Source organism: Micromonospora sp. DH13, from assembly GCF_020873825.1.
Taxonomy (GTDB): domain Bacteria; phylum Actinomycetota; class Actinomycetes; order Mycobacteriales; family Micromonosporaceae; genus Micromonospora; species Micromonospora haikouensis.
Genome location: NZ_JAHWGR010000018.1, coordinates 87,579 through 114,435, shown reverse-complemented (window position 1 = coordinate 114,435; position 26,857 = coordinate 87,579). Strand labels below are relative to the sequence as shown.

General features: G+C 73.4%; 24 protein-coding genes. 5 read left to right on the top strand and 19 right to left on the bottom strand.

The window, feature by feature from the left end:
* Positions 1-15: 15 nt before the first annotated feature.
* The 13 genes from LPA42_RS18670 to LPA42_RS18610 all read right to left on the bottom strand — a co-directional run bounded on the left by LPA42_RS18670 (position 16) and on the right by LPA42_RS18610 (position 15,718).
* Positions 16-750 carry an alpha/beta fold hydrolase gene (locus LPA42_RS18670; RefSeq protein WP_096761623.1) on the bottom strand — a complete coding sequence of 245 codons (735 nt, stop codon included), beginning with the start codon at positions 748-750 and terminating at the stop codon, positions 16-18.
* Positions 751-885: 135 nt separating this feature from the next.
* Positions 886-1,830 carry a GNAT family N-acetyltransferase gene (locus LPA42_RS18665; RefSeq protein ID WP_077937260.1) on the bottom strand — a complete coding sequence of 315 codons (945 nt, stop codon included), beginning with the start codon at positions 1,828-1,830 and terminating at the stop codon, positions 886-888.
* Entirely contained in the window at positions 1,827-2,666 is an 840-nt protein-coding gene (locus LPA42_RS18660; RefSeq protein WP_077937261.1) for a fumarylacetoacetate hydrolase family protein, read from the bottom strand. The genes LPA42_RS18665 and LPA42_RS18660 overlap by 4 nt, the downstream gene beginning before the upstream one ends.
* Positions 2,667-2,728: 62 nt before the next feature.
* Positions 2,729-3,820 carry a hydroxyacid dehydrogenase gene (locus LPA42_RS18655; protein WP_077937262.1) on the bottom strand — a complete coding sequence of 364 codons (1,092 nt, stop codon included), beginning with the start codon at positions 3,818-3,820 and terminating at the stop codon, positions 2,729-2,731.
* Positions 3,804-4,811, bottom strand: a complete 1,008-nt coding sequence (locus LPA42_RS18650) for a dihydrodipicolinate synthase family protein (protein WP_198956517.1) — start codon at positions 4,809-4,811, stop codon at positions 3,804-3,806. The genes LPA42_RS18655 and LPA42_RS18650 overlap by 17 nt, the downstream gene beginning before the upstream one ends.
* A gap of 2 nt (positions 4,812-4,813) precedes the next feature.
* Entirely contained in the window at positions 4,814-5,845 is a 1,032-nt protein-coding gene (locus LPA42_RS18645) for an NAD(P)-dependent oxidoreductase (RefSeq protein WP_077937263.1), read from the bottom strand.
* Complete coding sequence (locus LPA42_RS34520; RefSeq protein WP_077937264.1) at positions 5,842-6,735, bottom strand: carbohydrate ABC transporter permease; 894 nt, start codon at positions 6,733-6,735, stop codon at positions 5,842-5,844. The genes LPA42_RS18645 and LPA42_RS34520 overlap by 4 nt, the downstream gene beginning before the upstream one ends.
* Positions 6,732-7,634 (bottom strand): carbohydrate ABC transporter permease, encoded by a 903-nt coding sequence (locus LPA42_RS18635; RefSeq protein ID WP_077937265.1) that lies wholly within the window; start codon positions 7,632-7,634, stop codon positions 6,732-6,734. Before LPA42_RS18635 ends, LPA42_RS34520 begins: the two co-directional genes overlap by 4 nt.
* Before the next feature lie 91 nt (positions 7,635-7,725).
* Entirely contained in the window at positions 7,726-8,961 is a 1,236-nt protein-coding gene (locus tag LPA42_RS18630) for an ABC transporter substrate-binding protein (protein ID WP_043962937.1), read from the bottom strand.
* Between the two features lie 23 nt (positions 8,962-8,984).
* Positions 8,985-10,247 carry a Gfo/Idh/MocA family protein gene (locus LPA42_RS18625; protein WP_228986719.1) on the bottom strand — a complete coding sequence of 421 codons (1,263 nt, stop codon included), beginning with the start codon at positions 10,245-10,247 and terminating at the stop codon, positions 8,985-8,987.
* Between the two features lie 32 nt (positions 10,248-10,279).
* Positions 10,280-12,496, bottom strand: a complete 2,217-nt coding sequence (locus tag LPA42_RS18620) for a hypothetical protein (RefSeq protein ID WP_228986718.1) — start codon at positions 12,494-12,496, stop codon at positions 10,280-10,282.
* Positions 12,497-12,522: 26 nt separating this feature from the next.
* Positions 12,523-14,622 (bottom strand): hypothetical protein, encoded by a 2,100-nt coding sequence (locus tag LPA42_RS18615; RefSeq protein ID WP_198956519.1) that lies wholly within the window; start codon positions 14,620-14,622, stop codon positions 12,523-12,525.
* A gap of 280 nt (positions 14,623-14,902) precedes the next feature.
* A complete protein-coding gene (locus LPA42_RS18610) occupies positions 14,903-15,718 on the bottom strand; it encodes an IclR family transcriptional regulator (RefSeq protein WP_077937272.1) in 816 nt (271 codons plus the stop codon).
* A 236-nt stretch (positions 15,719-15,954) separates the two neighbouring features.
* On the opposite strand from LPA42_RS18610, the gene LPA42_RS18605 reads away from it, so the two are divergent.
* The 5 genes from LPA42_RS18605 (at position 15,955) to LPA42_RS18585 (ending at position 21,010) form a co-directional block, all read left to right on the top strand.
* Positions 15,955-17,334 (top strand): aspartate aminotransferase family protein, encoded by a 1,380-nt coding sequence (locus tag LPA42_RS18605; RefSeq protein ID WP_077937273.1) that lies wholly within the window; start codon positions 15,955-15,957, stop codon positions 17,332-17,334.
* Positions 17,334-18,521, top strand: coding sequence for a mandelate racemase/muconate lactonizing enzyme family protein (locus LPA42_RS18600; RefSeq protein ID WP_077937274.1), 1,188 nt, complete (start codon positions 17,334-17,336; stop codon positions 18,519-18,521). Before LPA42_RS18605 ends, LPA42_RS18600 begins: the two co-directional genes overlap by 1 nt.
* Positions 18,518-19,360: an amidohydrolase family protein gene (locus tag LPA42_RS18595; protein ID WP_077937275.1), complete on the top strand. Its 843-nt coding sequence runs from the start codon at positions 18,518-18,520 to the stop codon at positions 19,358-19,360. Before LPA42_RS18600 ends, LPA42_RS18595 begins: the two co-directional genes overlap by 4 nt.
* Entirely contained in the window at positions 19,357-20,184 is an 828-nt protein-coding gene (locus LPA42_RS18590) for an SDR family NAD(P)-dependent oxidoreductase (protein WP_144082613.1), read from the top strand. The genes LPA42_RS18595 and LPA42_RS18590 overlap by 4 nt, the downstream gene beginning before the upstream one ends.
* A 169-nt stretch (positions 20,185-20,353) precedes the next feature.
* On the top strand, positions 20,354-21,010 hold the full coding sequence (locus LPA42_RS18585; protein WP_077937276.1) for a flavodoxin family protein: 657 nt from the start codon (positions 20,354-20,356) through the stop codon (positions 21,008-21,010).
* Here the strand turns inward: LPA42_RS18585 and LPA42_RS18580 are convergent.
* Genes LPA42_RS18580 through LPA42_RS18555 form a run of 6 tightly spaced genes read right to left on the bottom strand, consistent with a single transcriptional unit; the run spans position 20,953 to position 26,088 of the window.
* Positions 20,953-21,492, bottom strand: a complete 540-nt coding sequence (locus tag LPA42_RS18580) for a hypothetical protein (RefSeq protein ID WP_077937277.1) — start codon at positions 21,490-21,492, stop codon at positions 20,953-20,955. The two genes, LPA42_RS18585 and LPA42_RS18580, sit on opposite strands and share 58 nt — an antisense overlap.
* Complete coding sequence (locus tag LPA42_RS18575) at positions 21,482-21,874, bottom strand: carboxymuconolactone decarboxylase family protein (protein ID WP_077937278.1); 393 nt, start codon at positions 21,872-21,874, stop codon at positions 21,482-21,484. Before LPA42_RS18575 ends, LPA42_RS18580 begins: the two co-directional genes overlap by 11 nt.
* A 3-nt stretch (positions 21,875-21,877) precedes the next feature.
* Positions 21,878-23,086: an MFS transporter gene (locus LPA42_RS34515; RefSeq protein WP_077937279.1), complete on the bottom strand. Its 1,209-nt coding sequence runs from the start codon at positions 23,084-23,086 to the stop codon at positions 21,878-21,880.
* 7 nt (positions 23,087-23,093) lie between these two features.
* The gene (locus LPA42_RS18565) at positions 23,094-23,606 is read right to left on the bottom strand and encodes an aromatic-ring-hydroxylating dioxygenase subunit beta (protein ID WP_077937280.1); all 513 of its coding nucleotides are present in this window, start codon (positions 23,604-23,606) and stop codon (positions 23,094-23,096) included.
* Positions 23,603-24,925: an aromatic ring-hydroxylating dioxygenase subunit alpha gene (locus tag LPA42_RS18560; RefSeq protein ID WP_228986717.1), complete on the bottom strand. Its 1,323-nt coding sequence runs from the start codon at positions 24,923-24,925 to the stop codon at positions 23,603-23,605. Before LPA42_RS18560 ends, LPA42_RS18565 begins: the two co-directional genes overlap by 4 nt.
* A complete protein-coding gene (locus LPA42_RS18555; RefSeq protein ID WP_077937282.1) occupies positions 24,922-26,088 on the bottom strand; it encodes a glycosyltransferase in 1,167 nt (388 codons plus the stop codon). Before LPA42_RS18555 ends, LPA42_RS18560 begins: the two co-directional genes overlap by 4 nt.
* Positions 26,089-26,857: the final 769 nt, after the last annotated feature.

Genomic DNA, 26,857 nt, shown 5'->3' with positions numbered 1-26,857 from the left:
CCCCGCTGCCGACGATCACGGCGACGTGGTGGCGTCGGCGGCCGCACGGATGAGGTCGACGAGGGCGGCTGCCTCCGGGATGGCCACGGTGTGCGAGCCGCCGGGCAACTCCACCGTCCGCCGGGAGCCCGCCCGCTCGGCCATGAACCGGTGGGCGGCGACCGGGATGTTGAGGTCCTCGCTGCCGAACAGGAACCAGGACGGCACCGCCTGCCAGGCGGGCTCGCCGGAGGGCTCGCCCAGGGCGGCCTCGGTGATCGGCCGCTGGGTCACCGCCATCACGGCGGCCCGCTGCGCCGGCGAGTCGGCGGCGAACTGGTGGTGATAGCGGTCCTGCCGGATGTAGAGGTCGGTGCCGCCGTCGGGAAGTGTGACGGGGACCAGCGTCTCGCCCAGGGAACTGCCGGGGAACCGCCCGGCCAGGTCGGCGGCGCTCTCACCGGCCGAGGGGGCGAACGCCCCGACGTAGACCAGGGCGGTGACGTTCGCGGCCCCCGCCGGCACGTTGGAGATCACCATTCCGCCGTACGAGTGCCCGACGAGGACGACGGGCCCGTCGATCCCGGTGAGTACGGCGCGCAGGTAGTCGGCGTCGTGTCGGACGCCGCGCAGCGGATTGGCCACGGCCACCGCCGGGTAGCCGCCGTCGAGCAGCTTGGCGATCACGCCGTCCCAGCTCGCCGATTCGGCGAAGGCTCCGTGGACGAGGACGACCGTCGGCCTGCCGGGCTGTGCGGTGGTGATGGACATCGCCGGTTACCTCCGAATAGTGGCTCGAACGTCAACCCCATCCTCGGGCCACCGGCGCACCGCGTCGTACGTCCACCGGCCGGCTCACCCGGCAGAGACCGTCGGGCGGCGGCGGAGGCCCGGTGTGGCGTGCCGTCACAGGTAGTCGGCCGGCCAGTGGAACGCCCCGGGTGCCGCCGTGATCGCGGCGAGGTGGTCGGGTGTCGCGTGGATCGGCCGGACCATCCCGGTGGTGTCGGCCTCGACCACCGGGTCGGCCAGCAGGCACGGCAGCGCGGCGTCGATCGCCGGGTCGGCGGGGAGCCGGGCCACGCAGTGCCGTACGTCGCGCGCGGCGGCGGCGCGGGCGACGGCGCGGAACAGGGCGGGAAGGGTGTCCGGCCGGTCGGGCAGGGCGGCGGTCTCGACCACCCGGACGCGCCCGGGAGCCCAGGTCGCGGCCAGGTAGCCCGTGACCCGGCCCCGCTGGCGGGCCACCAGCAGTTCGGTGGGCGGGGAATACCAGACCGGCACCCGGAGTCGCCAGTCGTCGGCGGCGCGCACGGTGCTGAGCGGCCGGTCGGCGTTGAACGCCGCGTGCACCGGGGCCAGCTCCGCCCAGTCCACCCCGGGTTCCGTCCGCACCGTCCAGCCCGTCGGTGGGGCCGCGGCCGTGGCTGCCGCCGGCCGCCCGGTCGGGTAGCGCAGGGTGAACGGCCGGTAGCCGCTGGACGCGTACACGCCGGGTGTGCCGGTGAACAGCAGCGACCAGGCGCAGCCGTCCGCGGCCATCGCCGTGACGGCCAGGTCGAGCAGGCGGCGGACGTGCCCGCGTCCCCGTGCCCCGACCCGGGTGGCGACGTTGGCGACGCCGCCGACCAGGTCGACGCCGCCGGCGGCGTCCCGGATCCGGCGGGGCAGGTAGTAGACGGCGGCGACGACCGTCCCGGCCTGCACCGCCACGAAGGTACGCGGAAGGCGGCCGGGGTCGCCGGACCACAGCCGCACGACGTGCGCGTCGTCGAACGCCTCCGCCCAGGTGGCGTGCAGCGACGGCACGTCCGCCGCGGTGGCCGGACGGTACGCGACCGGGGCGGTCACGCCGGCGCGAGCGCGGTGCGCTGCCGGCCCAGCCCGTCGATCTCCATCTCCATCACGTCGCCCACCGCGAGGTAGGGGAACCGGCCGGAGAGCGCCACCCCCTGCGGGGTGCCGGTGTTGACCAGGTCGCCGGGTTCGAGCACGGTGAACTGGGACAGGTGCCAGATCAGGTACGCCACGTCGAAGATCATGTCGGCGGTGCGGGAGTCCTGCCGTGGTGCGCCGTTGACCCACGAGCGCAGCCGCAGCGCCTGCGGGTCGCCCACCTCGTCCGGGGTGACCAGCCAGGGGCCGAGCGGGTTGAAGGTCTCGCACGACTTGCCCTTGGCCCACTGGCCCCCGGGGTCGGCGAACTGGTAGTCCCGCTCGGACACGTCGTTGGCGACCGCGTACCCGGCCACGTGGGCCAGCGCCTCGGCGGGGGAGTCGAGGTAGCGGGCCGGCCGGCCGATCACCACGGCCAGTTCGACCTCCCAGTCGGTCCGGGTCGAGCCGCGCGGGATCAGCACCCGGTCGTACGGGCCGACGACGGTGTTCGGCGACTTGTGGAACAGGATCGGCCGCTCGGGCGGGGCGACGCCGGACTCGGCGGCGTGCGCGGCGTAGTTCTGCCCGATGCAGAGCACCGCCCCGGGCCGGGCGACCGGCGCGCCGACCCGCTCCCCGGTCACGTCGAGACGCGGCAGGGGGCCGGCCGCCCGCACGCGCGCCACGGGGTCCCCGGCGAGGAACGCCGCGTCGATGTCGGCGGTGACCCCGCTCAGGTCGAAGTGGTCGGTGCCGTCGAACAGCACCGGCCGTTCGGCGCCGACCGGGCCGATCCGCATGAACTTCATGGTGTCCTCTCAGATGGTGCGGTGGGCCCCTCGACGGGCCCCGGTGGGGGTGGCTGCGCCGGTCAGCCCGTCCGGGCGAGCAGCTCGGGCGTGACCGCGTGGGCGAGGGGCCGCCCGCTGGCGTACCGGACGATCTCGTCGACGACGATCTCGCCCTGCCGCCGGCGGCCCTGCACGGTGCCGGCGGCTTGGTGCGGGGTGAGCAGCACGTTGGGCAGCGCCCGGAGGGGATGGCCGGTGGGCAGCGGCTCCTCGTCGAAGACGTCCAGCGCGGCGTCGATCCGGCCGCGGGTCAGCTCCGCGACGAGCGCCGCCTCGTCGACCAGCCAGGACCGGGCGGTGTTGACCAGCCCGGCGCCGTCGGGCAGCAGCGCCAGCTCGCGGGCGCCGAGCAGGTGCCGGGTCTCCGGCAGGGTCGGCGCGTGCAGCGCGACGATGCGGCTGCCGGCGAGCAGCTCGTCCAGGCCGACCAGCCGGGCGCCGAGCCGGGCGGCGTCCGCCGGGGTCAGGGTCGGGTCGCAGACGCTGACCTCCGCGCCGAGGGCACGGACCAGTTCCAGGTACGCCCGCCCGGTGCGGGACGCGCCGACGACGCCGACCGGGCAGCCGAGGATCTCGTGCCGGGGCGGCGCCTGCTCCGCCCGGTGCCACTCGGCGCCCGCGTGCAGGGCGTGGTCGAAGCGGGGCGTCTGGTGCAGCAGGGCCAGGGTGAACGTGAGGGCGACCTCGGCCACCGACCGGGCCATGCCCTGCCCGGCCTGGGTGACCGTGACGCCACGGGCGAACAGTTCGGCGGTCACGAACGGCTTGACCGACGCGCCGGTGTGCGCGACCAGCCGCAGCGCCGGGGCCCGGTCGAGCAGGGCCGCGTCGAGCCGTGGCACACCCCAGGAGGTGACCAGCACCTCGGCCCGGGCCAGCACCGACGCCAGGTCGACGCCGGTGAGCGCCGCGTGGTCGTCGACGAGGGTGGCGTCGGTGGTCGCGGCCAGCCGGTCGCCGACCCGGTCGGGGAAGAACTGGGCCCGCAGCGCGGCGGACACGCTGACCACGGTGACCGGGCGGCGCGCGCCGGTGGGCGGGGTCACCGGTGGGCCGCCCGCCGGCCCGGCTCCCGTGCCGGCTCCCGTCGGCGGTTCACCGGAGCCAGCCATCGCGGTGCTCCGCGACGAAGTCGTCGTCGGTCAGCCACGGGTAGGCGGCGCTCACCCGGGTCAGCTCCTCCGCCTGGCCGGGCGACAGCGCCTCGGCCGGGTCGAGGCACCACACCCCGTCGAGCAGCCCCTGCCGGCGCAGCACCTCGTGCACCCCGGCGATGCAGCCGTGGAAGCCGTTCGCGGCGTCGAACACCGCCGCGTTCGCGTCGGTGACTGCCGCGCTCCGGTCGGTCAGCTCCGCCAGCGCCGCCGCGTCGCCGTCCCGGGCCGCCCGGGCCCGCGCGAACAGCCCGACGGCGGCGCGGGTCCACACCGCCCACTGGCCGAGCAGCCCACCGACGAACCGGCGGCCGGCGAACTCGCCGAGCAGGTCGCCGACGATGTGGTCGTCGTTGCCGGTGTACAGGGCCACCTCCGCGCCCCGGTCGGCGGCGGCGATCCCGCGCACCGCCTCCAGGGTCCGGTACCGGTCGAACGGGGCCAGCTTCACCGCGACCACCGAGGGGAGGTCGGCGAACGCCCGCCAGAACGCCGGGGACAGGCGCGGCCCGCCGATGGCCGGCTGGAGGTAGAAGCCGACGACCGGCAGCACCTCGCCGACCGCCCGGGCCCGCCGGAGCAGGTACGCCTCGTCGGCCCCCGGCACGACGGGGGACAGCAGCACGGCGTGGTAGCCGAGGCCAGCGGCGAGTTCGGCCTCGGCGACGGCCTGGGCGGTGTCGCCGCACGCCCCGGCGATCTTCACCACGGGCCGCCCGGCCTCGGCGTCGACGGTCTCGGCGGCCAGGGCGAGCACCGGCCGCAGCAGGCTGGCCTGCCGGATCGTGAACTGGGTGGTGTGCACGCCGACGGCGAGGCCGCCGGCCCCGGCGGCCAGGTAGTAGCGGGTCAGCGCGCGCTGCCGCCGCTCGTCGAGGCGGCGGTCCGCGGTCAGCGCGAGCGGGTGCGCGGGGATGACGGTCCCCGCGCGCAGCAGGTCCAGGGACACGGTCAGAACCTCCCGTCGCGGACGGCGAACTTGGTGGGCTTGCCCGAGGTGGGCAGGCCGGCGGCCAGCCAGTCGGCCTGCCAGTCGATCAGGGTGCCCAGCGCGACGTCCGGGTAGCCGAACAGCGCGTGGCAGCGGGTGGCGTCGTTGAGCAGCGCGGTCGGCGCCTCCTCGCCGGTGTAGCCGACCGGCCGGCCGAGGCGCTCGCCCATCCGGGCGGCGATCCGGCGCACCGGGGCGGTCTCCGGGCCGGTCAGGTTCAGGGTGAACACGTCGGTGCTGGCATGCCCGAGCGCGCGCAGCGCCACCTCGTTGGCGTAGCCCTGCCAGACCACGTTGACGTGGCCGGTGGTGACGTCGACCGGCTCCCCGGCGAGCACCGCGTGGCCGATGTCGGCGAGCACGCCGTAGCGCAGGTCGACCGCGTAGTTGAGCCGCAGCACCGCGACCGGGGTGTCCCGGGTGGCGGCGGCGTGCGCGAACACCTGCTCGCGGCCGAGGCAGCTCATCGCGTAGTCGCCGAGCGGCCCGGTCGGGTCGGTCTCCACGCAGCCGCCGGTGCCCACCGGCACCATCGGGTAGACGTTGCCGGTGGAGAAGGCGGCGATCCGGGCCGCCGGGTAACGCCGGGCCACCGCTGCGGGCAGCACCGCGTTGACCACCCAGGCCAGGTAGGGGGCGCTGGCGGTGCCGAACTTCGCGCCCACCATGAACACCACGTCGGCGGCGTCGGGCAGCCCGGCCAGGTCGCCGTCGCCGAGCAGGTCGAACGCGACCGGCTCCACCCCGTCGGCGGCCAGCGCGGCGGCGGTCGCCCGGTCCGACCAGCGCGACACCGCGTACACCCGGTCGCCGGTGCGGCCGGCGGCGTCGAGCCCCCGGCGGGCCAGCCGGCACAGCGACGGACCCATCTTGCCCCCGGCGCCGAGGACCACCAGGTCGCCGGCGCCGCCGGCCAGGTCGGCGACGAGCGCCGGCGAGGGCCGGGCGAGCCGCTCCTCCAACTCGGACTCACTGGTAAACACTGTACTCATCCCTTGATTCCGGACATCGTGACGCCCTCGGTGAAGTACCGCTGGCCCACGAGGTAGGCGGCGAAGATCGGCACGAACGCGACGACCGAGCCGGCGAGCATGACGTTGAGCGGCACCTGCTCCTTCTGCAGGGAGGCGATGCCGACGGTGAGGGTGCGCATGTCCCCGCTCTGCCCGATGATCAGCGGCCAGAGCAGGTCGTTCCAGTGCCACAGGAAGACGAACACGCCGAGGGTGGCCAGGATCGGCTTGCACAGCGGCAGCACGATCCGCACGAACATCCGCCACTCGGACGCGCCGTCGATCTTCGCCGCCTCGAAGAGCTCGTCGGGCAGGCCCTGGATGAACTGCCGCATCAGGAACACCGCCTGCGCGTTCGCCAGGGTGGGCAGGATCAACCCCCAGTACGTGTCGACCCCGCCGACCTTGGCGATGAGGATGAAGGTGGGGATGAGGGTGACGTGGTACGGCACCATGACCATCGCCAGGAACGACCAGAACATGGTCTCCCGGCCGGGGAAGCGCTTCTTCGCGAACGCGTACCCGGCCATGGCGGCCAGCAGCAGCACCGCGACGACGCTGACCACCGAGTAGATGGTGGTGTTCAGCAGCCAGCGCAGGATGTCCCGCGAGTCGAGCACCGTCGCGTACGCGTCGAACTCGATCGGCCAGGGCAGCAGGCTGCCGGGGAACTCGACGGCGGCGGCGGGCTTGAGGCTCAGCACCACCATCGCGTAGAACGGGAACAACGTGACCACGCTGGCCACGGCGAGCAGCACGTAGCGCAGCACGACGCCGCCGGGCCCGGGTTGCAGCGCCCGGTAGGAGCGCCGTCGGCGGCGCGGCGGGGGCGCCGGGGTCGGCGCGGGGGCGGTGGTCGTGGCGGTCACTTGTCCCTCCCGAGGGTCAGCCGCTGGATCAGCGCGACGACCAGCGTCATCACGAACAGGGCCACCCCGATCGCGCTGGCGTAGCCGAGGTCGAAGTACTTGAAGCCCTGGTCGTACAGGGCCATGACGAGGGTGTAGCTGGCGCGGGCGGGGCCCCCGCCGGTCATCGCGTACACCAGGTCGAAAACCTGGAACGAGGCGGTCGTCTCGATCACCAGCAGGAAGAACAGCACGGGCTTGAGCTGGGGCAGCACGATCCAGCGGAACCGCTGCCACGGGCCGGCGCCGTCGGTGAGCGCCGCCTCCTCCTGCTCGCGGGGCAGGTCCTGGAGGCGGGCCAGCACGATCAGCATGCCGTAGCCGAAGTGCGACCAGACGCCGACCAGGGCGAGCGCCGGCAGCACCAGCGTGCTGGAGGCCAGCCAGGAGTCGTCGGGCAGGCCGACCCAGCCCAGGATCCGCGACCACGGGCCGTCGGAGGAGAACACCCAGGAGAAGATGGTGGCGACCAGCACCAGGCTGGTGACCACCGGCAGGAAGAACACCGACCGGAACAGGCCGACGCCACGGAAGCCGCGCCGGACCAGCAGCGCCAGCCCGACCGACGCGGCGACCGTCAGCGGCACGTACAGCACGGTGTAGCCGGCGGTGACCCGCAGCGCCTGCCAGAAGACGGGGTCGTCGGCCAGCCGCCGGGCGTTGTCGAGGCCGGTCCACTCGGCGTCGCCGCCGATCGTGTAGTCCATGAAGCCGAGCACCAGGCCGGCGATCGCCGGGCCGAAGCGGAACGCCAGGAACAGCAGGAACGCGGGGAGGACGAAGAGCAGACCCCATCGTGCCTCGCGCCGGGCGATCACCCGCCGGGCTCTGCGGGCCGGCAGCTGAGCAGGTACGGCCATCTCGCCATCCTCTTCGCAGGTTCGACACCGGCCGGTCAGGCCGGTGTGGTGGTGCCCGGCCCGCCGCCGCACCGCGGCGGGCCGGCGGGGCTCAGAGCAGCGCGTCGGCGGCCTTCGCCGCGTCGGCGAGCGCCTGCTCCGGGGTCTTCTTGCCGATCAGGGCGGCCTGGATCTCGGGGGCGAGCACGCCCATCACCTCGCGGCTCTTCTCGTGGAGCGGGCCGACCGTGGTGCTGCCCAGGGTCTTCTCCATCTCGGTGCTCACCGGGTCCTGCGGGTACAGCGACCCGGCGGAGGTCTTGGCGGAGAAGTAGCCGCCGGCGACGTCGTACGCGGAGGCGACCGCCGGCGCGGTGACGAAGGTGATCCACTCGCCCGCGGCCTTCTTGGCCTTGCTGCCCTTGAGGATCGACAGGCTGCCCACGGTGCCGTAGCCGACGCTCTTCACGTCGCTCAGCGGCGGGAAGATCTTGATGTTCTCCTTGCCCCAGAACTGCTCCACGTCGGCGGGGACGTGCTGCCAGGTGCAGGCGACCTTGTTCTTCGCCACGTTGGTCTGCTCGAACGCCGGGATGCTGGTGATCAGGTCCTTCTGCACGTAGCCGCCGTCGACGAGCTGCTTGAGGAAGGTCAGCGCCTTGACGCCCTCGGGCCCGGCGAAGGCCACGGACGTGCCGTCGGCGGTGAACACGTCACCCCCGGCCTGCCAGAGCAGCGGGTAGAAGGACTGGTTGAGCGTGGCGCTCGGGTCGGCGTAGTAGTTGGTGGCGTCGAAGCCCTTCGCCTTCAGCTTCGGCGCGAGGGCCAGCAGGTCGGCCCAGGTCTTCGGGTACTCGGTGAGCCCGGCGGCGGCGAACACCTTCGCGTTGCACATCAGCGGGTTGCTGCTGGTCAGCAGCGGCGCGCCGAGCATCTTGCCGTCGAGGGTGACGGCGGTCCGGACGTTCTCCCGGTAGTCGGCCTTCGCGTCGGCGGGCAGGTAGTCGTCCACCGGCTCGATCATCTTCTGGAACTTGCCGAGCTGGTCGGGGATCAGGTAGACGACGTCCGGGCCCTTGCCGCCGGCGATCGCCGCCGTCAGCGACTCCTCCCGCTTGGCCCACGGGAAGATCTCGACCTTGACGTCGACGTCCGGGTGGTCGGCCTTGAACGCGGCGACCTGCTTGTCCCAGAAGCCCTTGTGGGTGGCCTCGTCGGGGACCACCGGGTAGATCCACATGGTGACGCTCTGCCTGTCGCCGCCGGCCTCGGAGCCGCCGCCGCAGGCGGTGAGCAGCCCGGCCGCCAGCGCGACGGCCGCGACCGGTGCGAATCTGCGAAGTCTCATCTGTGCGTTCCTCTCGAAGTGGTTCACTGCGCGGGCACGGTCACGACCGCGCCGGTGTGCCGGGCCGTCTCGGCGGCGAAGACCGCGAGGTGGCTGGCGAGGGTCTCGTCCAGTCCGGACCGGATGTGGTGGTGGTCGCCGGTGGCCACGGCGCGGACGAAGGCGTCCATCAGCCCGGTGTCGCCGCCGCCGTGGTCGTCGGCGGCGGTGGACCCGCCGACCGTGCCGGCGTCGAGGACCTCGATCCGGTCGGTGCGGAAGTCGTGCACCCGGACCCGCTCGCCGTCGCCGGACAGGCAGCCGTGGGTGCCGAACAGCTGGGTCTGCCGGTGGGTCTGTTCGGTGAAGGCGGCCATGGTGAAGGTGGCGGTGACGCCGCCGGTCAATTCCATCGCCACGACCTGGTGGTCGACGACGTCGTTGTCGCCGGAGTACACGCACCGCCCGTACGGGCCGGTGCGCAGCGCCTCGACCAGCGCGGCCTCGTCGGTGCCGTCGGTGACGACGCTGACCGGCCAGATCGGCCCGTGCTCCCGCAGCACCGGCAGGTACAGCTTCGGCGCGGAGTACGGGCAGCCCGGCTCGACCGGGCAGTCCAGGCACCGGGCGGCCGCGCCGGCCGGCGCCTGGTCGGGCCGGAAGTGGCGCAGCCCGCCGAAGCTGGCGACGCGCTCGATGCGCCGGCCGGTGACGTAGCCGAGCCAGTCCAGGTCGTGGCTGGACTTGGCCAGCAGCATCGGGGTGGCCAGCTCCTCCCGCCGCCAGGGGCCGCGCACGTAGGAGTGGGCGTAGTGCCACCAGCCGACCGGTTCGAGGTGCTGGACGCTGACGATCTCGCCCAGCACCCCGCTGTCCACCACCCGCTTCACCAGGTCGGTGTAGGGGGTGTACCGCAGCACGTGGCAGACGGCGAAGAGCACGCCGGTGGCGCGTACCGCGTCGACGATCTCGCGGCACTGGTCGGCCGTCGGCGCGAGCGGCTTCTCCACCAGCAGGTGCCGGCCGGCCTTGGCGAACGCGACGGCCGGCTCGACGTGCATCCGGTCCTGGGTGGCGACGACGACCGCGTCGGCCGCCAGGTCCGCCGCCAGCAGGTCCCGCCAGTCGGCGAACTCCGCCGCGCCCGGGTGGGCGGCGGTGATCAGACCCCGCTGGTGGGGACGCGGGTCGGCGACCGCGACGAGTCGCGCCCGCGTGGGGTTGGCGGCCACCCAGCGGGCGTACGTCTGGCCCCGGTTGCCCGCGCCCGCCAGCGCCACCCGCACCGGCCGGTCCTGCTGTCGCACCTGGCTCCTCGCCTTCTCTCGTCGTGGTGTGGTCAGACCGTGAGGTTCCCGGCGTCGCGGACGCGCGGGCCGGCGGCGGGCAGCTCCCGGGACACGCCCTCCTCGACGCACCCGGTGTGGTGCAGGTACGAGCCCTCGCCGAAGCCGGCGTCGGCCAGCCGCAGCTTCCCGCCGGTGAACTGGACGCCGACGGCGGAGTACCGGTTGGTGCCGGCGTCGACGGCGACGTGCGCGGTGCCGGCGTCGGCGGTGGTGCTGAGGTAGCCGCCCAGCTCCCACCGCACGACGCCGGTGGCCGCGGCGCGCGACAGCAGCGCCCCGGCGGAGTTGGTGCCGCTGAGCACCGCGCCGCCGCCGACGCTGATCCGCTGGTCGGCGGTGCCGGCGAGGCGGATGCCGGTGTCGGTGAGGGTGCCGCCGGTCACGCGCAGGTCGGCGGACTTGACGGTGGCCGGCGCGGCGTCGGGCGCGCCGACGAGCGTCACGTCGGTCAGGTGCAGCCGCCCGGTGCCGCTGAACGTGTGCCCGTCGACCCCGCGGATGGTGGTGCGGACCAGGTGCACCGGCGTGGTGACGCTGGCCTGCACCACGTCGGTGCCGGCGGTGGCGAGGGTGAAGGAGCAGCCCTCGATGACGTTGGGCCGCTGCGAGCGGGTGGACTGCTGGGAGATGATCAGCGTGTCGTCGGCGGAGCAGCCGCGCAGCTGCACCCCGTCGGCGTTGACCCACAGCATCCCGGAGCCGGCCAGCCCGGCCTTGCGGATGACCTGGACGTCCTCCAGGGTCAGGTCGGTGACCTTGACCCGGGCCACGAACCAGGAGCACACGTGCTTGCGGACGGTGATCCGCTTCGCCGCCGAGCCCCAGGCCGCACCGGAGTTGGCGAACGTCATCAGCCCGGAGTTGCCGGTGTAGACGAGGTCGTGCTCGTACTGGCCATGGGTGACGAAGGGGCCCTGGTCGTCGCCGTCGCCGTGGCAGTTGGTGACGTACCCGTACGCGGAGGCGGTCCAGTCGTTGAGGTGCCGGGCGTTGGAGGTGCGGCAGTCCTCGACGTGCCCGTACAGGCAGTAGATCTGCTGGGTGAGGTAGCCGGCGCCGCCCCAGGTGACGGAGGTCGGGTTCTTCAGGGTGCACCGGGCGGTGTGGAAGTAGGTGCACCAGCGCCGCATGATCACCGGCCAGAAGGTGCCGGTGGCGTCGATGTCGGCGACGTCGCAGTGCACCGCGTACTCGTAGGCGACCGGGTGCGAGCCGGTGTACTGGTCCGCGCCGTTGCCGGTGAAGACGAGGTTGCGCACGTGCACCCGGCTGACCGGTTCGACCCGGGTCCAGGTGAGGGTGCGCCCGGCGGCCAGCTCCCAGCCGTTCTTGTAGTTGACCCGGATGTGGGTGCCATCGACGATCTGGGTGACCTGGACGAGTTTCTGCAGCTCCCGCTCCCAGGTGCCAGCGAGCCGGTTGACCTCGACGGCGTACCACTGGCCGACGGCGAACGCCGCGGAGTCGGCGACCTGGAACGAGTCCCAGCCCTCCCGGACGGCCTCGGTCAGGGTGTGGGTGCGTACCTCGTCGGTGACCTTGCCCCGGAAGAACAGCACGGCGGCGAACGGGTCGTCGCGGCCGGCGTCGGCGATGCCGTCGGTGGACATGGTGTGCCCGCCGAAGTCGAGCACCAGGTCGCTGCGGGTGAACCGGTGCCGCTTCACGAAGTGCAGGTCGGAGTGGGCCTCGATGCGGTGCACGGTGGGGTCGGTGACCATCGCGTCGAGGGCCGCGTCGGCGGGGGTGCCGGCGTCGAAGATGCCGAAGTGCCGGAACTCGACGACGCCGTCGTGGAGCTGGAGCCAACGCCCGGGCCGGTCGCCGTCGGGGGCGAGGACGGTGCCGCCGTTGGCGGGGGCGGTGCTGGCCGCGTCCCAGCGGAGCAGGCGGGCGGCGCCGTCGCCGGCGGCGTGGTAGCCGTCGACGTGCACGACCTGCCCGGCGCGCAGGCTCTGGGGCTTGACGGCGAGCAGGGCGGCGACGGTGCCCACGTGCAGCACCCCGTTGAGGCCGGGGGCCAGCGGTGCCGGCGGGGCGGGCGGGCCGTCCGGCTTGGCGGAGGCGGCGGTGGCGGGGGAGAGGGCGAGGGCGGTGCCGGCGAGGGCGAGCCCGCCGAGCCCGGAGGCGCGCAGCACGGCGCGGCGGGAGGCCGGCGCGAGGTGGTGGGTGGGTGTCCCGTCGGGGTTGGCGTTGTCGGCGTGCATGGGGGTGTCTCCTCCTGCGGGGGCGGTCAGAGGGCGAGGTTGTCGCGGGTGACGACGCGGGCGGACTCGGCGGGCAGCTCGCGGGCGACCCCCGCCTCGACGCACCCGGTGTGCAGCAGGGTGGAACCGGCGCCGAAGGCGGCGTCGGCGAGCGTCAGCCGGCCGCCGGAGAAGCGGGCGCCGACGGCGCGGTACCGGTTGACCCCGGCGTCGACGCGCACGTGCGCGGTCTGCGCGTCGGCCGCGGTGCTGCGGTAGTCGCCCAGCTCGATCCGGACGGCCCCCGTGCCGGCGGCCCGGGTCAGCAGGGCCCCCCGGGCGTTGGTGCCGGTGACCGCCGCGCCACCGTCGACGACGAGGCGCTGGTCGCGCACGGCCGACAGCTCGATGCCGGTGTCGGTCAGGGTGCCGCCGCGCACCACCACCTCGGCCGCGCCGATCAGCAGCGGCGCCGCGCCGGGCGCCCCGGTCAGCGTGCAGTCGGTGAAGCGCACCGGGCCCGAGCCGCGCAGGATCGCGCCGTCGAGGCCGCGGAAGGTGGTGCGGACGAAGTGCACCGGGTTGCTCACCGGGGTCTGCACGATCACGGTGCCGGCGGGCTGGTCGAAGTCGCAGTCGGCGATGATCGTGGGCCGGCCCGATCGGGCCGAGCGCTGGGCGATGCTGAGCGTCCGCGCCGAGCAGCCGCGCAGCTGCGCGCCGTCGGCGTTGACCTGGAGCGTGCCGGCCGGGTCGAAGGTCGAGCGGGGGATGACCCGCACGTCCTCCAGGGTCAGGTCGGTGATCTTGGTGCCGGCGACGAACCAGGAGCAGACGTGCCGGCGGACGGTGATCCGCTTGGCGCTGATGCCCCACTGGCCACCGCTGTTGGCGATGTCCATCAGGCCGGAGTTGCCGGTGAAGACCAGGTCGTGCTCGTACTGCCCGTGGGTGGTGAACGGGTTGCCGCCGGCGTCGTCGCCGTCGCCGTGGCAGTTCTCCACGGTGCAGTACGCCGAGGCGGTGAGGTCGTTGAGGTGCCGGGCGTTGCTGCTGCGGCAGTCCACCACGTGCCCGTACAGGCAGTAGATCTGCTGGGTGAGGTAGCCGGCGCCGCCGTACATCACGGCCGGCGGGTTCTTCAGGGTGCAGTTCGCGGTGGTGAAGTGGGTGCACCAGCGGCGCATGATCACCGGCCACCAGGTGCCGGTGGCGTCGATGCCGGAGACGTCGCAGCGCACGGCGTACTCGTAGGCGACGGGGTGGGAGCCGCTGTACTCGCGGTCGTCGGGCCCCGACCCGGGGTACTCGCCGGTGAAGGCGACGTGGCCGAGGAAGACCATGTCGCGCACGTGGGCCCGCTGGACCGGCTCCACCCGCTGCCAGGTGATCCGGCGGCCCGGCTCCAGGGTCCAGCCGTTGAGGTAGCCCACCCGGATGTGGGTGCCGTCGACGATCTGGGTGACCTGGACCATCTTCTGCAGTTCGCGCTCGTCGGCGCCGGCGAGGGCATTGCTGGTTGCCGTCCACCACTGGCCGACGGCGAACCGCGCCGAGTCCGGCACCTGGAAGACGTCGGTCAGCTCGGGCACGGTCTCGGTGAGGGTATGGGTGATCACCGTGTCGGTCACCGTGCCGCGGAAGTACAGCACCGCGCCGAACGGGTTGTCGTGGGTGTTGCGCTCGATGCCGTCGGTGTGCACGGTGTGCCCGCCGAAGTCCAGCTCGATGTCGCTGCGGCCGAAGGTGTGCCGCTTGACGAAGCGCAGGTCGGTGTGGGCCTCGACCCGGTGGATCGTCGGGTCGCCGACCATGGCGTCCAGCGCGGCGTCGGCGGGGGTGTCCCGGCCGAAGATGCCGAACCGCCGGAAGTCGCCGGTCCCGTCGTGCACGGCCAGCCACCGGCCGCGCCGGTCGCCGCGGCCCGGGTACGGGTCGTGCACGGTGCCGCCGTTGCCGGCGGCGGTGCTGGTGGGGTCCCAACGCAGCAGGCCGCCGCCGCCGTCGCCGGGGCGGTGGTAGCCGGCGACCCGCACCAGGGCGCGGGCGGCCAGCGTGGCGGGGGCGAGCCGGGCCAGGTCGGCGACGGTGTCGACGCGCAGCATCTGGTCGTGGGGGGTGGGCGTGGACGTGCCAAGTAGACCCATGGAGAGCCTCAACCTTCGCGGTCCAGCCGTCCGGCGGGGCGCCGGACGGCGGTTGCTTGGGGGCCTGCGGGCGCCAAGGGGCGGCCACAGGCGGGGGAAGGTCGGGCAAACGCGCGAGGCGCGCAGGCGGCGGAGCTGCTGACCGGAACGCCCGGCGCCGGGGCTGCGGCGCGACGGGAGTCAGCTGTTCGCCCGAGACGGCCGCGGCTGGGGGGCCGCGACCTGCCACGGCCGGGGCCGTGACGTTGGCGGGAACGTTAAACAGCAGGTGAACCGGCTGTCAAGGGGTCTGCTCCGCCGGGACGTGGCCGAGGCGGACGGAGATGGCCTCGGCGGCCTGGCGCACCTGCCGGCCCAGCTCCTGGTAGCGCCAGCTGGGCAGGCCGAGCTTCAGCCCGGTCACGCTGATCGCACCGCAGCACCCGCCGCTGTGGTCGCGCAGGGCGCTGCCGATGCAGAACACCCCCTCGGCGTCCTCCTCGTCGTCGAGGGCGTACCCGGCCTTGCGGACGTCGTGCAGGTGGGCCACGAGCGAGTCCAGGTCGGTGATGGTGTGGTCGGTGCGCCGGGGCAGCCCGACCCGGCCGATCAGCTCGGCCACCTGCGCCGGGGTCATCTCGGCCAGCAACGCCTTGCCCAGCCCGGTGCAGTGCGGCAGCTCGCGGGTGCCCATCCGCAGCTCGATCTGGATGCGCTCGCCGTTGCTGACCTGGTCGATGACGACCGCGTGGGCGCCCTCGGGGACGGCCAGCCGGGAGCTGAGCCCGGTGTCGCGGGTCAGCGCGGTCAGCACCGGACGGGCGATGTCGCGCAGCGACAGCTGCTCCTGGGCTCGGACGCCGAGGCGGGCCAGGGCCATGCCGAGCCGGTAGCGGCGGTTCATCCCCTCGCCGTCGTCGGCGGCCAGGCCGTGGTGGCACAGCGTGTGCAGGGTGGCGAACGCGGCGCTCTTGGACAGGCCGCAGGCGCGGGCGACGTCGGTGACGCTCAGCCCCTCGTTGGGAGCGGCGGCGGAGAGCACCTCCAGCACCTCGGCCGCGCGGCTGACGCTGCGCACCAGGTAGCGGGAGCTGTCGCCGTCTTCGGTGGTGGCCATGGTCCTTCTTTCGGTCAGGGACGCTGAAGCTGTTCGCCAAGACCGAACAGCGTAACAAACCCGTTCGGAATTCGGGCCCTCGCTGTTGACCTTCGCGATTTCACCTGCCTAGTATGCCGAACATCGTTTGGTATAGCCGAACACTGTTCCGAAGTTTTGTTGGTTCCTCCCGCGGCGGACAAACCGCGGCGTCGCGACCGGGCTGGGTCGCCGCGCCGCACCGATGAGGAGAAGGTGTGAATTCACGATCGGCCCCGTCCGGCGTCACCCTCGCCGAGCGGGCACGCCGGGTCATCCCCGGCGGCGTCAACAGCGGGCAGCGCAGCATCCCGGGCCTCACCGAGATGGTGATCGCCCGCGCCTCCGGCGCGCGCTTCTGGGACGCCGACGGACGCCAGTACACCGACTACCACGCGGCCTTCGGGCCGCCCCTGCTCGGCCACAACGACCCGGACGTCAACGCCGCCGTCGCCGAGGCCGGCACGCGGGTCGACCTGTGCGGGGTGGCCGTCACCCACGGCGAGATCCAACTCGCCGAGACCCTCGCCGAGCTGGTCCCGAGCATCGAGAAGGTGCTGCTCACCAGCACCGGCAGCGAGGCCACCTTCCACGCCCTGCGGGTCGCCCGCGCCGCCACCGGCCGCCGCCTGGTGGTCAAGTTCCAGGGCTGCTACCACGGCTGGCACGACTCGGTCAGCCTCAACGTGATCTCCGCCCCCGACCGGGTCGGCGTGCCCGACCCGATCTCCACGGGCATCCTGCCGGAGGTCCTCGACGCCACCCTCGTGCTGCGCTTCAACGACGTGGCCGCCGTCCGGGCCGCCTTCGCCGCGCACGGCGACGACATCGCCGCCGTCATCGTCGAGCCGGTGCCGCACAACGTCGGCTGCCTTCTGCCCGACCAGGAGTTCCTGCAGGCGCTGCGCGACGAGTGCACCCGCGCCGGCAGCGTCCTGGTCTTCGACGAGGTGATCACCGGTTTCCGGCACGACCTGGGCGGCTGGCAGCGGATCAGCGGCGTCACCCCCGACCTGACCACCCTCGGCAAGGCCATCGCCAACGGCTACCCGATCGGCGCCCTGGGCGGCCGCGCCGACCTGATGGACCTGTTCAGCACCCGTCCGGGCGCGCCCGCCTTCTTCGCCGGCACCTACAACGGCCACCCGGCGGTGGTCGCCGCCGCCCTCGCCACCCTCGGCAAGCTGCGCGCCGAGCCCGTGCACGAGCACGTCTACCGCCTCGGCGAGCGGGCCCGCGCCGGCATCGCCGAGGTCCTCGCCGACCTCGGCGTCCCCGCCGTGGTCACCGGGCACGGCTCCGTGTTCGTGACCTACTTCATGCCGGGCCCGGCACCCCGCAGCTACGACGACCTGCTGCGCAACGATGCCGGCATGTTCATCGGCTACCGTCGGCGGATGCCCGAGCACGGCATCTTCGAGCTGCCGCTGAACCTCAAGCGCAACCACATCTCCTACGCACACACCGACGCCGACATCGACCACCTCGTCGAGGCCACCCGGGCGGCCGTGCGCGACACGCTCGCCTCCGGGGGGACGACCGAGCTGGCCGGCACCGCCACCATGGGCGGCGCGGTCGCCGGCGGGGAGGGCCGCTGATGCTCACCGTCGACAAGACCAGACCGGTCGGGCCGGCCGGGCGGATCAGCCGGGTGGAGACCCTCACCCTCGGCACCGCCTGGCGCGACTTCTCCTACGTGCGGGTGCACACCGACGCCGGGCTGACCGGCGTCGGCGAGATCACCCACCCGTACCGGGCCCGGGAGACCTGCCAGCTCGCCGAGGCGATGGCCGGGCGGCACCTGATCGGCGCCGACCCGTTCGACGTCGAGGAGATCTGGCTGCGCATGTACCAGGGTGACTTCCTGCGCGGCGGCGACGTCGGCGGGATCGTCGTCTCCGGCGTCGACCAGGCCCTCTACGACCTGATGGGCAAGGCCCTCGGGGTGCCCGCGTACCGGCTCACCGGCGGCGCCTGCCGCGACCGCGTCCGGGTCTACGCCAACGGCTGGTACACCGGCGACCGGGAGCCCACCGCGTTCGCCGAGCGGGCGCGGGCCACCGTCGCCAAGGGGTACACAGCGCTGAAGTTCGACCCGTTCGGCGCCGGCCTCGGCGAGCTGTCCCGGGCCGAGCTGCGCCGCTCGATCGACATCGTCGCCGCCGTCCGCGCCGCCGTCGGAGAAGAGATCGAGCTGTACGTCGAGGGCCACGCCCGCTTCGCCATGCACACCGCCGCCCGGCTGGTGCGGGAGCTGGAGCCGTTCGACCTCGGCTGGTTCGAGGAGCCGCTGCCGTGGACCCACATCGAGCGGTACGCCGAGCTGCGCGCCCGGGCCACCATGCCGATCTCCGGCGGCGAGCACTTCCACAACCGCTACGAGTACGCCCGGCTGTTCGCCACCGACGCCGTCGACATCATCCAGCCCGACCTCTCCATGGCCGGCGGCTTCACCGAGGTGCGCAAGCTCGCCGCCATCGCCGACCAGCACGCCATGGTGGTCGCCCCGCACAACTCCAACTCGCCGCTGTGCACCACCGCCTCGGTGCACGCCGTCCTCGGGATGCCGAACTTCAAGATCCTGGAGACCTTCGACGGGCTGCTGGAGGACTACGTCTTCGACGCCGTGCGGGGCGCCCTGCCGGTCGTCGACGGGCACATCGACCTGCCCACCGCGCCCGGCCTCGGCATCGAGCTGGTGGACGAGGTGTTCGCCGAGCACCCGCCGAGCCACGGCTTCTGGAACATGTTCGCCGAGGGGTGGGAGAAGCGGGACCGCCGATGATCGTCGACGTGCACTCGCACCTGTTCGACTGCCCCGACCACGTCGGCGACCCGTTCGCCGCCGAGGCGGCGCGGGCCCACGGCGGCGAGGTCGACCTGACGGTGCGGTGGTCGCAGTACGCGGCCACCGCACCGGCGGACACCCGCACCGTCGTCGTCGGCGGCAAGGCCCGCCGGTCCGGGCTGTGGGTCGACGACGCGGCGGTGGCCGCGTACGTGGCCGCCCGGCCGGACCGGCTCGTCGGCTACCTCGCCCTGGACCCCACCCAGCCCGGCTGGCGCGACGAGCTGGAGCACGGGCACCGCGACCTGGGCCTGCGCGGCATCAAGCTGATGCCGATGTACGCCGGGTTCGACCCCGCCGACCCCGCCTACGACGACCTGTACGCCTACGCCGAACGGCACGGGCTGCCGCTGCTGGTGCACACCGGCACCACGTTCGTCTCCACGGCGCCGCTGCGCTACGCGCTTCCGGTGCACCTCGACGAGGTGGCCATCCGCCACCCCGAGCTGCGCATGGTGCTCGCCCACCTCGGCCACCCGTACGAGGGGGAGTGCATCGCGGTCGTCCGCAAGCACCGGCACGTCTACGCCGACGTGTCCGCGCTGCACTACCGCCCCTTCCAGCTCTGGCACAGCCTGCGGCTCGTGCAGGACTACGGCGTGTGGCACAAGCTGATGTTCGGCAGCGACTACCCCTTCACCACCGTCGACGCCTCGATCGAGGGGCTGCGGGCGGTCGGGCGGGTGCCCGGCATCCCCGGCCTCGACCCGCTCGACACCGAGCAGATCGAGCGGCTGATCCACCGTCCGTCCCTCGACCTGCTGGGGTTGGCATGACCTCCCGCGTCCCGCCCTCCTTCGACCTGTCCGGCCGGCTGGCCGTGGTGACCGGCGCCGCGCGAGGGCTCGGCGCCGCGTTCGCCGCCGGCCTCGCCTCGGCCGGCGCCGACGTGGTGGTGGTGGACCGGCCCGGTGTCGACCTCGACCCGGTCGTGGCCGCGGTGACCGAGCGGGGCCGCGCCTGCCACCCGTACCCCTTCGACCTCGCCGACACCGAGGCGATCGCGGCCTGGTTCGACGGGGTACGCCGCGACCGCGGCCCGGTGCACATCCTGGTCAACAACGCGGGCGTGGCCCGGCTGGAGCACTTCAACGAGATCACCGTCGCCGCCTGGCGCGAGGTGATGCGGGTGAACGTGGACGCCGTCTTCTTCCTCGCCCAGCGCGCCGCCGAACACATGATCGCCGACGGGGTGGCGGGCCGGATCGTCAACGTCTCCTCCAAGAACGGGCTGATGGCCGAGGCCGGGCTGGCCCACTACAACGCCTCCAAGGCCGCCGTCGAGCTGCTCACCCGGTCGCTCGCCGCCGAGCTGGGGCCGCACGGCATCACCGCCAACACGATCGCCCCCGGCATGATCGCCACCCCGATCGACGGCGAGTTCCCCCTGGACCGGCAGGCGTTCGAGGCCGCCTGGGCGGAGCGGATCCCGCTGCGCGGCGGCTACGGCACGCCGGCCGACTGCGTCGGCGCGCTGCTGCTGCTGGCCTCCGCCGCCGGCCGCTACATCAACGGCACCCACCTGGTCGTCGACGGCGGCGTGCTCGCCGACCAGATGCCCCGGCTGCGGTTCATGCCGCCCTACCGCAGCAGCCTCTGACCACGCGGCCGGCCCCGCCGCGGCGTCCGGGCCGGGAGCGCACGCGGTGCGAGCGCTTCCGGCGTTGCCCCACTGTCGGTAGGTTGGTGCTGCCTCCGCGTGACGGCCACGGGGCTTCGTCAGGTGGCCGGCCCCGGGTTGGCGCCGAGCGGACAGGGGAGGCCCTCGAATGAAGATCGTCGCGTTGTCCTGCACGCAGAAACGTCTGCCGTCGGTGACCGACGCGCTGCTCGAAGCGGCGATCACCGGCGTCGTCCGGGAGGTCGGCGACGCGCAGATCCAACGGATCCGGCTGATCGACCACCGCATCGCGATGTGCGAGGGCGAGGACACCTGCCTCGATCCCGAGGTGGGCCGGTGCACCCTCGACGACGACTTCGCGCACGTCGTCGACCTGGCCGAGGGCGCGCAGGCGATGCTGCTCGCCATGCCGGTGTACGCGGGGAACGTGCCGGCCGTGCTGAAGATCTTCCAGGAACGCCTGAAGAGCTTCATGAACGCCCCGCACCGCCCGTTCGGCAACCTGCTGGTGGGCACGATCGTCCACTCGCGCACGATGCTGACCGAGCCCGCGCTGGGCGCGCTGTTCCCGTGGTATCTGCGCCTGCGGAACAGGAACGTGGCGTCGGCGTGCGTCACCCAGAACGAGCACCAGGACCTGACCCGCACCGCGGCGGTTGACCTGTGCGTGGCCGTGGGCCGGCAACTCGGCATGACGCTCGACGCCAGCCGGTCGCCGGCCCCCGACCGCACGGCCCTGCCGGTGGTTCAGGCGCCGGCCCGTCCCCGCTGCGGCGAGCCGGCCGCGTCCCCCGCCGGTGCGTGAGGAGGGGACTCCGCGCGCCAGGTGCACCCCTCGCCCGCCTGGTCACAGGTCACCGTGACGTCCGGCTCCACGTAGCGGGCGGCGATGGCGGTGTTGAGTTCCTGGCAGTACGCGCACGGCGACGAGAACGTCAGCACGACGCCGGCGCGGGCGGCCCGCTTGCGGTACCGCAGGATCCCGCAGTCGGCGTTGCGCAGGACGGTGCCCGAGGGGCCGGGCTCACTCGTCACCGCCGAGTCGTACAGCAACAGCTGGTTGCGCAGCCGCGTCATGAAGTGGTCGGTGGCGGACACCCCGGCGGGCCGTTGCGCCCGCAGCAGCTCCGCGGTGATCCGGGAGTTCGCCTGGATCCACGCGGCAAGGCCCTCCTCGCCGTGCTCGCCCAGGACGAACTCCTCCGCGGCGGCCTGGGCCTCGAAGAACCGCTGACGCCACAGGTCGACCTTCTCGGCCGGGTCGAGGGGAGACGACTCACCGGTCACGGTCCGCGTCCTTGTCCGCGGCGGCGTCCAACTCGGCGAAGACCTCCTGGGCGACGCGTAGCCCGTTGTTGGCCACCGGCCAGCCACCGTAGTAGGCGAGCTGGATGATGACCTCGACGATCTTCTCCCGCGACATCCCGAGGTGCAGGGCGGCGCCGATGTGGCCGCGTAGCTCCCAGTCGGTCCGGGCCAGCGCCACCGCGGTCAGCGCCACCAGTTCCCGCTCCTCGACGCTGAGGTGCGGGCGGGTCCAGATCTCGCCGAACAGGTGGTCGACGGTGATCCGCAGGAACTCCGGGTAGGAGCCCGGGCGCGGTTCGCGGCCGAAGACCTGCTGGAACATGGCCACGCCCTGCTCGTGGCGGACATCCGGCTGGCTCATCGATCAACTCCTTCGCATTGGCCGAACAGTTGGCAACGTCCACGCCGCCACGAAGGCGGCGGCCAGGAGCGCCGCGCCGCTGCCGAAGGCGGCCGGCACGCCCACCCGCTCGGCGACGAGGCCGACCACGACGGGCCCGACCACGGCGCCGACGTCGGTGCACATCGAGAAGACGGCGACGCCACTGCCGGCGCGGCCCGCGACGACGTCACCGATCAGCGCGGCCGGCGCGGCGTTGAGCAGCGCCGAACCCGCCGCGTACACACAGAGCAGCACGACGAGCCAGGCGTAGCTGTCCACGAACGCCAGGGCGGCGATCGCCGCCGCGGCCACCCCGGTGCCGGCGACCATGGCGGGCCGGCGGCCGGCCCGGTCCACGACCCGACCCGCCGGAACGATCAGCAGCGCCTGGACGACGGCGGACGTCGTGAACGCCCAGCCGACCCACGTCACGTCGTGCCGCCAGGCCACCACCACCGTGGGCACCAGCGCGCCGCGCAGCCCGAACAGGACCCAGCCCTGCGCCAGCGCCGCGAGGCACGCCGCCACGTAGCGGCGGTCCCGCAGCAGGACCGGCAGCCCGACCGCGTCCCGGCCGGGCTCCGCGCCGGCGGTGCGGCCGGTGCGGAGCACCGCCAGGGTCAGCGCCGCGGCGGCCAGCAACAGCACGGCGTACGCCAGGAACGGCGTGGACAGGTCGACGAGGGCGAGGAGCCCGCCCAGCGCCGGTCCGCAGACCCCGCCGAGCAGGAAGCCCGCCTCGAACACGGCGCTGGCCCGGCCCCGCCGGTCGGCCGGCGCGACCGCCAGGAGCGTCGCCAGGGCGGACACCGAGAACAGCACCGAACCGACGCCGCCGAGGCCCCGGAACACGAGCAGCTGCCCGTAGGACGAGGCGAACGCGGTGAGGGCCGAGGAGACCGCGCACAGCAGCAGGCCGGCGACGAGGACCCGCCGTTCCCCGAACCGGGCGCCGAGCCGGCCGCAGAACGGGCTGGCGGCCAGCCGCAGCAACGCGAACAGGGCGACGAGCACGCCGATCCGGGTGGGCCCCGCCCCGAACGTCGCCGCGTACACCGGCAGCACCGGCAGCACCAGCCCCAGGCCGAGCATGACGCAGCCACCGACGACACTGAGGACGTAGACCTCGCGGGGGAGACCCGGCTGGGCGGTGGCAACGGGTGGGGCGTTGCCGGTGCCGGCCGCCGTCACTGCCCGGTCACAGGATGATGCTGAGCTTGCCGTGCTCGTACAACGTCTCGTGGTCGAGCACCACGACCCGTCGCCGGACCCGGAACGACTCGCCCGCGACGACCAGCTCGAACCGGTACTTACCGACGTAGGCGTCGGAGCGCCCGTGCCCGAACCGGTGCACGACGACGTTTGCCGCCACGTCGAGGTGGGTGCCCCGGTCGGCCAGGATCTCCACGTTGCCGATCATCCGGTTCGTCCGCGACCGGGGGTTCTCGCACCACACCTCGTCGTTGAGGAGCTGTTCGATGCGCTGGCGCAGCCGGGCGGCGTCGTCGTCGACGAGCCCGAGCGCGTCGGTCGTCCCGTCGCGGACGTCGGTGGCGGGCACCGCGTAGCGGACGTCGTCGGTCAGCATCTCGTCGTACCACTCGCGCAGGCGCCACTCGTCGAGCAGGCGCGCCTCGCGGAACAGGAACTGGCTCACCCGGTGCCACAGCCGGACCTGGGCCGCCTCGTCGACGCTCAGCTCGATGGTCATCGTGGGCCCGTCCCGTGCGCGCCGCCGGGGTGGGCAACCTCGACGTGGTGGCCGTCGTCGCCGTGCATCAGCCGGTCCCACTGCCGCCAGAACTCGCGGGCGGGAAGCTCGTCGGTCGTCTCCGGGACCTCCTTGTTCATGCCCCGGGACAGGTCGGAGTAGCGGACCGTGCGGTTGAGGTAGCCCCGCTGGCACGACTCGATGATCTCGATGTCGTCGGGGGTGGCGAAGCCGGCGGGACCGAGGAACGTCAGGTAGTGGCTCTTGCGGAGCTCCCGGATGTCCGGATCCTCGTCCCTGGGGGCCAGGGCGACCGAGGTGATGGCCATCCGGCCGGCACCGACCGGGTCGATCTTGCGGATCGTGATCGCGATCGCGTCGATGATCATCAGGTTGGGGAAGACCAGCAGCGCGCGGTTGGTGCCGGTGATCCGCTGGGCGCGTTCGGGGCCGAACCGGTCGACGAAGCGGGCGGCCGTCGCCTCGATCCGGGGCCGGACCTCGGCGCCGAACATCGGCGTCCAGTAGGCGAGCGGCCGGGCCGCCGCCGGCGGCAGCTCGTTGGCGCCGTGACCCCGGCCGAGGGCACGGCCGAAGCCGCCCCGCCGCCGGGGTGGCACCGACCCGAGCGACTCCATGTAGCTGACGTACCGCTTGTGCAGGGCCCGGAAATGGTAGATGTCGACGCTGTTCTCCATCATGAGCTTCCAGTTGGCCTGGGCCCCGTGCAGTTGCGCGCCGCGGATCACCTCCATCCCCGCCTCGGACTGGTCGTCGACGAGGTCGAGGTATTCCGTCGCGCCCGCCAGGTATTCGGTCAGGGTGAGCGGCTGCTGCGGATCGAAAGTGACGAACACGAAACCGCGGTAGGTGTCACTGCGGTGCCGCGCGAGGCCGAAGTCCGCCTTCCGGAAACCCGGCCCGTATCCGTCCGGGATCGGGACCCCGACCAGGTCGCCCTGATTGGAGAACGTCCAGTCGTGGTACGGGCACCGGAACGATCTGACCTGCCCGGCCGGCTGCGAGCAGATCAGGGCCCCACGGTGGGTGCAACTGTTGGCGAACACCCGGATCACCCCGTCGGACCCGCGCGCCATGACCACCGGACGCCCGCCGACGTCGCGGGCCACGTACGAGCCCGGCCCGGGCACCTCCGACTCGTGCCCGACGTACAACCAGCACCGGTCGAAGATGCGGGTCAGTTCCCGGGCGGCCACGTCCTCGTCGGTGTAGGCGCGGCGGTCCACCCGGAACGAGTGACGCCCGGGATCGTCGAGCACGATCGGGTCGCCGACCGGCCGCTGCAGTTCGATGGTCACCGCGCCCCCTGCCGCTGCAGCGTCTCGACCGCGCCGACGACCAGCTCGGCCGTGCGTGCGGCGGAGTCGCCGCACTCCGGCTGCGCGGCGCGCAGCCGGGCCCGGTAGTCCCGGGCGGGATCGAGCAGGTCGGCGACCGCGGCGGCGACCGCCTGCCCGGTGACGTCGGCCGGCGGCAACGCCGTGCCGAAGCCCGCGCTGCCCACGAAGTGCGCCTGGATGGGCTGGTCCACCGCCAGCGGGATCACCAGCATCGGCGTCGCCGCCCGGACCGACTCCGCCACCGAGTTGTAGCCGCCGTGGGTGACGAACACGTCGGCGCGTTCGAGCACCTCACGTTGCGGCAGGTAGGGGGCGGTGAGCACGTCGTCGGGCAGCGCCAGCTCCGCGGCGAGGTCGCCCACCGCGGCGATCACCTGGGCGCCGGTCGCGGCCGCCCCGAGGATCACCGTGCGCAGCAGCTCCGGCCGCCGGTAGAAGATCGTGCCGAAGGACACGTACACCACCGGGCGGTCGGGGTCGAGCCGGTCCAGGCCCGCGAAGGCGACCTCGTCCCCGCGTGCCCCCGCCGCGCCCGGCAGCCCGACGAGCTGCACACCGTCGTCGGTCACCGCGTCGGCACCGACGAGGGCGGGAATCGTCGGCATCAGGTTGAGGATCGGCGACCGCGCGGAGTGGGTCCGGGTCGACCACCCCACCCCGTGCCCGGTCAGATAGGCGCCGACCTGCTCGTCGTAGGGCCAGCGGCCCCGCCGGTGCTCGGCCGGGCACACTCCGCCGAGGTTGGCCCAGATCATCCCGTACGGCACGCCGGACGCGTGCGCGCCGACCATGGCCGCCGCCGTGACCGGCAGCGAGTCGACGAGCACGAAGTCCGGTTCGACCGCCCGGATCGCGTCGGCGGTCTGGTCCGCCACCGGCGACGACCGGAGCATCGGGCCGATCTTCTCCGGGTCGTCGCTCCACGGCGCCATCTCGACCTGCCCGACCCCGTGGACCTCTGCCTTGCCCAGTGCTTGGCGGCGCTGCTCGTCGAGCGCGCCGCCGTCGGCGGACAACAGCAACAGCGCGACCTCACTGCCAGCACTCTGGAGCGCGTTGACCACCGGAACATACGGGTTCAGATGGCCGTGCTGAGTCGTGGTGAGCAGGGCGACGCGCATCAGATCTCCGATCCATCGAGAGAAGACGACCAGGCCGACCCGGGATCTGGCTCCGGACGAATCACAGCAGCCACGACCGCGACACCCCCTGGCTTCGGCAACGAGTCGGGACGGCGACGCACGAACGGCAGGACTCTGCCCCCGGACAGGCGGGAAAACGCCCGGCAGGCGAAAGGGACCGTCGACGTCCAGGTACTACTACGAGGTGTTACGCATTTCCCTCATCGCTGAGGGGAACATCGATTGACGTTACTCGGCACAACTCGAACAACCCGGTTCGCCGCCTGCCCGCAGACGGTTTCACAAAGCCTGCCGGGATGTGCAATCGATGTCAATGCCTCTGCGTGTCGCGGGTGTCGCGGTGTGTCGCGACCGCGGCTCCGCCCGCCGGCAGCCCTCGACCGGGCCTCTCCGGTGGCCGCCCGGCGGGGGGAAGGCCGGGACGACAGTTCGACGAGCACCCGCTGCCTCAGCGCCTCGTGCTCGGCGCGGCATCGTCGGGGTGCCCGGCGGCCGTTGCTGCACCTGACCGCCGACGACGGCCTCGTCCGGGCGGAACTGGTCGGCCGTGAGGTCGATGTGCCTGCCGTCGGGCAGCCGGTTCCAGTGGCGGTGACCGGTCCTGGTGCCGTTGGCGAAGACCTCGCCGAGGATGAGCTCCCCGCCGTGCTGGCCCTGCACCGACTGTTCCGCCGCCGCGTACCACGTGCGTTCTGGCACCTGGGGCCCGCAACGGGCCGGGCGGCGACCGTGGCCCGCGGTCGCCGCC